Annotated in this window: 1 pseudogene; it reads left to right on the top strand. The window is 62.8% G+C overall.

Annotated features, from left to right (window positions below):
• Positions 1–106 precede the first annotated feature (106 nt).
• A pseudogene (locus EN862_RS34960) lies at positions 107–401 on the top strand (type I secretion system permease/ATPase); the annotation flags it as partial.

Genomic DNA, 401 nt, shown 5'->3' with positions numbered 1-401 from the left:
GTTTGCCGGGGTTCCGATCGCGGAGTAGCGCATCGAGGTCGGCGATATCAGGCACCTTGCCGAACGCATCGGCCTGGAGGTCAGCGAGTTCAACCATCGCGACTTCATGCGTGGACGCATCGACCTGCCGGCTATCGTGTTTCGCGTCAGCCAGTTGCCGGTCGCGCTGCTGGCGGAAATCGACAGCGGCGACTATCTCACCGCGCCGCAGGAAAACGGACGCACCACGATCAGCAAGTCCGAGCTGGCCGAAAGCTACATCAGCGGCGGCGCGTCGTTCTCGATCACCTATGCCAACACCACCGAGGCGATGAAGGTCGGCTCGGCGGCGAAGATCGAAAGGCGGCACTGGCTTACCGGAACCATGGGCGCGTTCTGGCGCACCTATTCGAAAGTCGTGC

Origin of the sequence: Mesorhizobium sp. M2E.F.Ca.ET.219.01.1.1, from assembly GCF_004016445.2 — a bacterium.
Taxonomy (GTDB): Bacteria; Pseudomonadota; Alphaproteobacteria; order Rhizobiales; family Rhizobiaceae; genus Mesorhizobium.
Note: the sequence above shows the minus strand (reverse complement) of the source record. Positions and strands in the feature narration are given on the sequence as shown.